This window comes from Siphonobacter sp. (genome assembly GCF_048595215.1).
Lineage (GTDB): Bacteria > Bacteroidota > Bacteroidia > Cytophagales > Spirosomataceae > Siphonobacter.
The window spans coordinates 1-5,990 of record NZ_JBMDWJ010000072.1; the positions used below are offsets into that span (position 1 = coordinate 1).

Sequence of the window (5,990 nt, forward strand, 5' to 3'; positions counted from 1 at the left end):
AATAGGGCCATGCCCGTGGACAAATATTATGCCTACCGGGGGTGTACAGCCTACCGATGAAAACCTGAAAAAATGGTTTTCGGCAGGTGCGCATTGTGTGGGCTTAGGCTCACAGCTATTTGTCAAAAATGCCGACGGTAATTTTGATTACAATGCTATTCAGCAGGCTACGGAACAATCAGTAAATGCATTTAAAAAATACAGGAAGTAATGTGGCGTAATTTAATATTCTTATTGCTGCCAGCGGTAGGTTTTGCACAGGCTACGATACTCAGTGCCGATGGTCCGGGCAATACCTATGAGCTTTGCAGCGAGGGTTTACGCATCAACACTGACAACTCATGGATGATTTTCTAGCTGCCCGCTCTCAGATGGCCCTTTCCCTGGGATTCCACATCGTCTTCTCCTGTATTGGCATGGTCATGCCCTTTTTTATGGCCGTTTCTCATTACCTATGGTTGAAGACGAATGCCATAGTCTACCAGAATGTAACGAAAGCCTGGAGCAAGGGCGTGGCCATTTTTTTTGCGGTTGGAGCCGTATCGGGTACGGTTCTCTCTTTCGAACTGGGCCTACTCTGGCCTACCTTCATGAAACACGCCGGGCCCATCTTCGGGATGCCCTTTTCACTGGAAGGTACTGCTTTCTTTATCGAGGCTATTGCCCTAGGCTTTTACCTGTACGGCTGGGGGCGGTTTAATCCCTGGTTTCACTGGGTAACGGGCGTTGTAGTAGGCATCAGTGGTTTAACTTCGGGTATTCTGGTTGTAGCGGCCAATGCCTGGATGAACAGCCCAGCAGGATTTGACTTTGTTAACGGTCAATATCTCAACGTTGATCCCATCCAGGCCATGTTCAACAAAGCCTGGTTTTCGCAGGCCCTGCACATGTCTCTGGCCGCCTTTGCCGCTACGGGGTTTGCCGTAGCGGGCGTTCATGCCCTGATGATTCTGAAAAATAAAAATGTTGATTTTCACCGAAAGGCCTTCAAAATTGCGGCTTTGTTTGCCTGCCTGGCAGCGATCCTGCAGCCCCTGAGTGGCGACCATTCGGCCAAGGATGTAGCCCAGCGGCAACCCGCTAAGCTCGCCGCGATGGAAGCCCATTTTCGCACGGAGAAAGGAGCTTCACTGGTCATTGGCGGCATTCCGGACGCCGATGCAGAACGAGTCAATTACGCTATTAAAATTCCGGGCGGATTGAGTTTTCTGGCCCACGGCGATTTCGACGCCGAAGTAAAAGGCCTCGATCAGATTCCCAAATCCTTTCATCCACCCGTAGCGGTTACGCATTACGCTTTTCAAATTATGGTGGGATTGGGTATGGCCATGCTGCTGCTTTCGTTGCTGTACCTCTGGGCCCTGTGGAAGAAGAAAACAGACCGTTCCTGGCTGCTGAAATTATTTGTAGTAGCTATTCCGCTCGGTTTTATTGCCGTAGAGGCGGGCTGGACCGTTACAGAAGTCGGTCGCCAACCCTGGATTATTTATGGCATTATGCGTACGGCCGACGCCGTAACGCCCATGCCGGGTATTGCCTATTCGTTCTATCTATTTACGGCGGTCTACCTGTCCCTGGCCGGAGTGGTGGTCTTTATGCTATATCGGCAAATTAAAATGGTCGATCAGCTCTACGATCGTCCCCAGGGAGTTAAGGAATATCATTAATAATTCTCAGGCCTATGCTTACCGTTGTCATCATTTTTCTCTGGGCTTCTCTCCTGCTCTATCTACTGCTGGGCGGAGCCGATTTTGGAGCGGGTATCATTGAAGTCTTCACGTCACGGGCCAATAAAACCCAGACCCGCAAAACGCTTTACCGAGCCATCGGTCCGATTTGGGAGGCCAATCACATGTGGCTCATCATTGCCATTGTGATTCTGTTTGTAGGGTTTCCGGCCATCTACGCGACTATGTCCGTGCATTTGCATATCCCGCTGACCATTATGCTGTTAGGCATTATTGCCCGGGGTACTGCTTTTTCGTTCCGGCATTACGACGCAGTAGTGGATGACATGCAACACCTCTACAACCGGATTTTTGGCATTTCTAGCGTCATTACTCCGCTGTTTCTCGGCATCATTGCGGGAAGTACCGTATCCCGTCACATTGATCCGCAGGCCCGCACCTTTCTCGATGCGTATATCTTTTCCTGGTTACACCCCTTTCCGGTCGCCGTAGGCTTATTTACCGTCGCCATTTGCGGCTTTCTGGCAGCCGTTTATCTGGTGGGCGAAACCGATACGCCCAGTGAGCGGCAGCGATTTGTCAATAAGGTAAAGGGAATGAATATTCTGGCGGTCGGTTGTGGCGGGCTCGTTTTCCTGGCGGCGTACTGGGAGGGCATTCCGCTCATGGATTGGGTGTTCGGTCATCCACTGGGCCTTTTGGGTATACTGGCAGCCTCGGCTTCATTGGTATTGCTCTGGTATTTGCTCCTGCAGGGAAAAGGAACGGTACTCCGTCTCCTGGCAGGCTTTCAGGTCATGATGATTCTGTTTGTGGCCACTTACCGACATTTTCCCAACCTGGTACTACTCAAAGGCGGCGGGTATCTTTCCCTACTCGAACACCGGGGGCAGGATAAAACCATTCAGGCCCTGGGCCTGGCTTTACTGCTGGGCAGTGTATTGATCCTGCCCGCCCTGATCTATCTGATCTACAGTTTTCAGAAAAAAGAGCCCAAACAGGCTCCTGTATACTGATTATCTTGATTCGAACAGCCGAGCCGTTAACGTAATACCTGTAAGCGGCCCGGCTGGATTTGTATCTGCACGGGTCCGGGTGCATCGATGCGTTCGTCATCACAATGGGCGTTCGTCTGTGCCCATTCAATACGAATGTCTCGGGCCATGATACTGGGTAAGGGAAAAACGTCGTGAATGCCGTGACTTTGGTTGAGCACATGCTGGGCCAGAACATTTCGGTCTTCCTCTGAAACCAGTACCACTTCAAAAGCTCCGTCCCCCCAGTCTGCTTCCGGAGCCAATGCCAAATTAGGACCGATGGAACGAATATTCATTACTTCAAGCAGAAGATAATTGCCTTCGTAAACCTTGTCATCGATGGTTAGCCGAGCCGGACAGGGCTTCGCTTTTTCAATCAATTCATGAAGTACCTCTAGGGCAAAGGTCAGTTCATCGGAAGGATTCTCAGGTTTGTCGAGCTTTTTCATGGTATCCATCAAATCAGGAAACAACCCAAATCCGAAGGCTTCCATAAAAAACGCTTCTTCAGACAAGCCCTCTACCCTACCAATGTCGAAAGGCTGCGGCTGGCACTGACTCCAGGATTGCACGATCTGCCGGGTTGGAGCCGAAATTCCCAATGACTTGGCAATATTATTAGCCGTTCCGCAAGGAATTACGGCCAGGGGCAAATGGCTGTCTGCCCATGCTCCCTGTACGAGTGCTTTGGCTACCTGACGAATGGTTCCGTCACCTCCTACCACGGCAATGAGTCTCGTATCGGCGTCGGGTAAAGGCCAGTTGTCCTCATTCGCTGAAGTATACTCGCAGGCGTAGCCTTCTTTCTGTAGTAAAGCAATTAGGTCCTGAGCTTCGTGTTCTTCGTCCCCAGCGGTCGGGTTATGCACGAGTTGTACTTTCTTTTTCATGCGTCATTTTCTACTAAAAGTATACCCGAAGGCAAACCGATGATGTATGAGTCAAATTTATCAACCTGTCTGATCGAAATTCTTTCTGAAATTTTGTCTAACGGATACCCCAAACTTACTCAATCTCCCTCTGAACGGTTTTCTACCGGTTACTCCCCTATACGCAACCAATCGAATGTATTATGCGAATCTTAGTAACCAACGACGACGGTATTTATAGCCCCGGCATTGCCGCCTTAGCGAAAGTAGCTACTGAATTTGGAGAAGTATACGTGGTTGCTCCGGATGTCGAGCAATCTTCCATGGGCCATGCCGTTACACACTCCCGCCCTTTGAGTTTTAAAAAATCGCCCATTACGTTTGGGGATCACATACAGGCCCACCGGGTCAATGGTACGCCCGCCGACTGCGTAGCTCTGGGTACGCACCTATTTACGGACGTAGATGTGGTACTATCCGGGATTAACATGGGTCCTAATTTAGGTAACGGCATGTGGCACTCGGGTACGCTGGCAGCGGCCAAACAAGCCGTGTTATTAGGTATTAAAGGCATTGCCCTCAGTACACCCGTGGGAAATACGGAACCTGATTTTGAAGCCCTAAAACCCTTTGTACGACAAACCCTGGAATTATTACTGGCGGATAAAGAAGTTAATTTAACCAACGTAAACTTCCCTCCCGAACCGACTGATCTCCGCTGGACCCGGCAATCCGTACGCCAGTACGATGGTTACATCGTTCCGGGTCAGGACCCCCTGGGTCGGCGACATTACTGGTTTACGGTTACTCCCCTGGAGCCCGCGGATGAAGGCACGGACCGCTGGGCCGTCGAAAATGGCTTTGTATCCATGACGCCCCTAAGGCTGGATTTAACCGATGAAATAGCTCTGAAAAAGGCTTTACAAACGCCATAATCTTTACAGCTTAAGGAAATCCCTCGTTCAGCTTGACCCCTGAAGAGGGATTTTTTGTGCCCTTATGAAGAAAAATCATTTTGTTTTGGGATAAAAAAAGTTCTTTCTATTTTTGACAAAGAGAAAATTTTATCCCTGAGCTTATGCTTACGCCTGAAAAAGCGATTCGATTTCTACGTTCGAAACCTGCTCTTAACCTTTCTCAAATCGAAAAAGAAGCCGGTATTCCTTCCAAAACACTTCACAAAGCTCTTTCCGAGCAGAAAGACATTCCGGTCAAACACCTGCACGCTCTAGATGAAGCCCTGCGTAAGTACGGCTATTCGGAATCCCTGTTCGATAAAGCTCAAATTATTTCCATTGTCAATCACAAAGGGGGCGTTGGCAAAACCACGACGGTCATTAATCTGGGTAAGGCCCTGAGTCTGCTCGGAAACCGCGTACTGCTGATTGATATGGATTCTCAGGGTAATCTTTCACAGTGTTTTGGAATTCACGAGCCGAAAGAGCAGATCATTGATGCCCTCCTGCACAACTCGCCCCTGCCCATGCTGCAAATTACCGAGACGCTGTACCTGACGCCTTCGGATATTCGCATGGCTTACAAGGAATCCGAACTGGCCAACGCTATTGGTGCCGACCGTCGTTTGGCTCTCAAGCTGGAAGAAGCCCGCGATAAGTTTGACTATATTCTCATTGACTGTCCACCGAGCCTGGGCATTTGTACGACCTGTTCACTGGTGGCTTCCAATTCCTGCATTGTGCCCATTCAACCCGAAGCTAGTGCGTACCACGGGGTAGAAAGTCTTTTCAACCGGATCGCTGAAATCCGTACCTATATCAATCCAACGCTTTCCGTAAAGGGTATTGTCTTCACGATGGTTCACAAAAACCAGAGCGTTCATAAAAGTATGATGGCTCATATTCGAGAGAATTATAAAAACTTCCCGATCTACAATTCCATCATCGAGGTCTCTACGGTTATCAAGCAATCGCAGGTAGCCAAAGAAGACTTGTATAGTTATTCTCCAAAATCGGTTTCGTGGCAGCAGTACAACCAGCTGGCTACCGAACTAATTGAACACTGATATGGCGAAAAAAGACTTCATGAACTTAATGAAGGAAAAGACGACTGATCTGAAACCTTCACTCCTGTCTTCCGAAGAACATATCAAAAGTCAGATTACCGTTCTGCCGGAATTAAAAGATCTTATTCCGCCCCTCACCGCGGACGAATCCCAGCAGCTGGAACAGAATATCACTAAACACGGAATCAAGGATCCGCTGACCATCTGGGAAACCACGGCCGCGACAGCGGGAATCAGTGACCAGCCGACGCCGGTTTTCATTCTTATCGACGGCCATAACCGATACGCCATCGCTCAGCGGTACCATCTGGATTTTCGCATCAATCTGGTGCACTTTACTTCACTAACCGAAGTAAAAGATTACATGATTGAT

Annotated in this window: 5 protein-coding genes and 2 pseudogenes; 6 read left to right on the top strand and 1 reads right to left on the bottom strand. The window is 49.2% G+C overall.

The annotated features are described in order from the left end of the window. From ACOJTG_RS04305 to ACOJTG_RS04315, 3 genes and pseudogenes are all read left to right on the top strand, one after another. Positions 1 to 211, top strand: a pseudogene (locus ACOJTG_RS04305) (bifunctional 4-hydroxy-2-oxoglutarate aldolase/2-dehydro-3-deoxy-phosphogluconate aldolase); the annotation flags it as partial. Positions 212 to 341: 130 nt separating this feature from the next. Next, a complete protein-coding gene (locus ACOJTG_RS04310) occupies positions 342 to 1,667 on the top strand; it encodes a cytochrome ubiquinol oxidase subunit I (RefSeq protein WP_420152687.1) in 1,326 nt (441 codons plus the stop codon). A gap of 14 nt (positions 1,668 to 1,681) precedes the next feature. Further along, positions 1,682 to 2,704: a cytochrome d ubiquinol oxidase subunit II gene (locus tag ACOJTG_RS04315; RefSeq protein ID WP_420152688.1), complete on the top strand. Its 1,023-nt coding sequence runs from the start codon at positions 1,682 to 1,684 to the stop codon at positions 2,702 to 2,704. A gap of 26 nt (positions 2,705 to 2,730) precedes the next feature. On the opposite strand, the gene ACOJTG_RS04320 is transcribed toward ACOJTG_RS04315, so the two are convergent. Then, a complete protein-coding gene (locus ACOJTG_RS04320) occupies positions 2,731 to 3,615 on the bottom strand; it encodes a diacylglycerol/lipid kinase family protein (RefSeq protein WP_420152689.1) in 885 nt (294 codons plus the stop codon). A gap of 182 nt (positions 3,616 to 3,797) precedes the next feature. On the opposite strand from ACOJTG_RS04320, the gene surE reads away from it, so the two are divergent. From surE to ACOJTG_RS04335, 3 genes and pseudogenes are all read left to right on the top strand, one after another. Continuing rightward, positions 3,798 to 4,529 (top strand): 5'/3'-nucleotidase SurE, encoded by a 732-nt coding sequence (gene surE, locus ACOJTG_RS04325; protein WP_420152690.1) that lies wholly within the window; start codon positions 3,798 to 3,800, stop codon positions 4,527 to 4,529. A 143-nt stretch (positions 4,530 to 4,672) separates the two neighbouring features. Next, positions 4,673 to 5,617, top strand: coding sequence for a ParA family protein (locus tag ACOJTG_RS04330; RefSeq protein ID WP_420152691.1), 945 nt, complete (start codon positions 4,673 to 4,675; stop codon positions 5,615 to 5,617). 1 nt (position 5,618) lies between these two features. Continuing rightward, positions 5,619 to 5,990, top strand: a pseudogene (locus ACOJTG_RS04335) (hypothetical protein); the annotation flags it as partial.

Bases quoted from the DNA above. Each gene is read 5' to 3' on its own strand.
- ACOJTG_RS04310 (WP_420152687.1), top strand. From the start codon at position 342: ATGGATGATTTTCTAGCTGCCCGCTCTCAGATGGCCCTTTCCCTGGGA.
- ACOJTG_RS04315 (WP_420152688.1), top strand. From the start codon at position 1,682: ATGCTTACCGTTGTCATCATTTTTCTCTGGGCTTCTCTCCTGCTCTAT.
- ACOJTG_RS04320 (WP_420152689.1), bottom strand. From the start codon at position 3,615: ATGAAAAAGAAAGTACAACTCGTGCATAACCCGACCGCTGGGGACGAA.
- surE (WP_420152690.1), top strand. From the start codon at position 3,798: ATGCGAATCTTAGTAACCAACGACGACGGTATTTATAGCCCCGGCATT.
- ACOJTG_RS04330 (WP_420152691.1), top strand. From the start codon at position 4,673: ATGCTTACGCCTGAAAAAGCGATTCGATTTCTACGTTCGAAACCTGCT.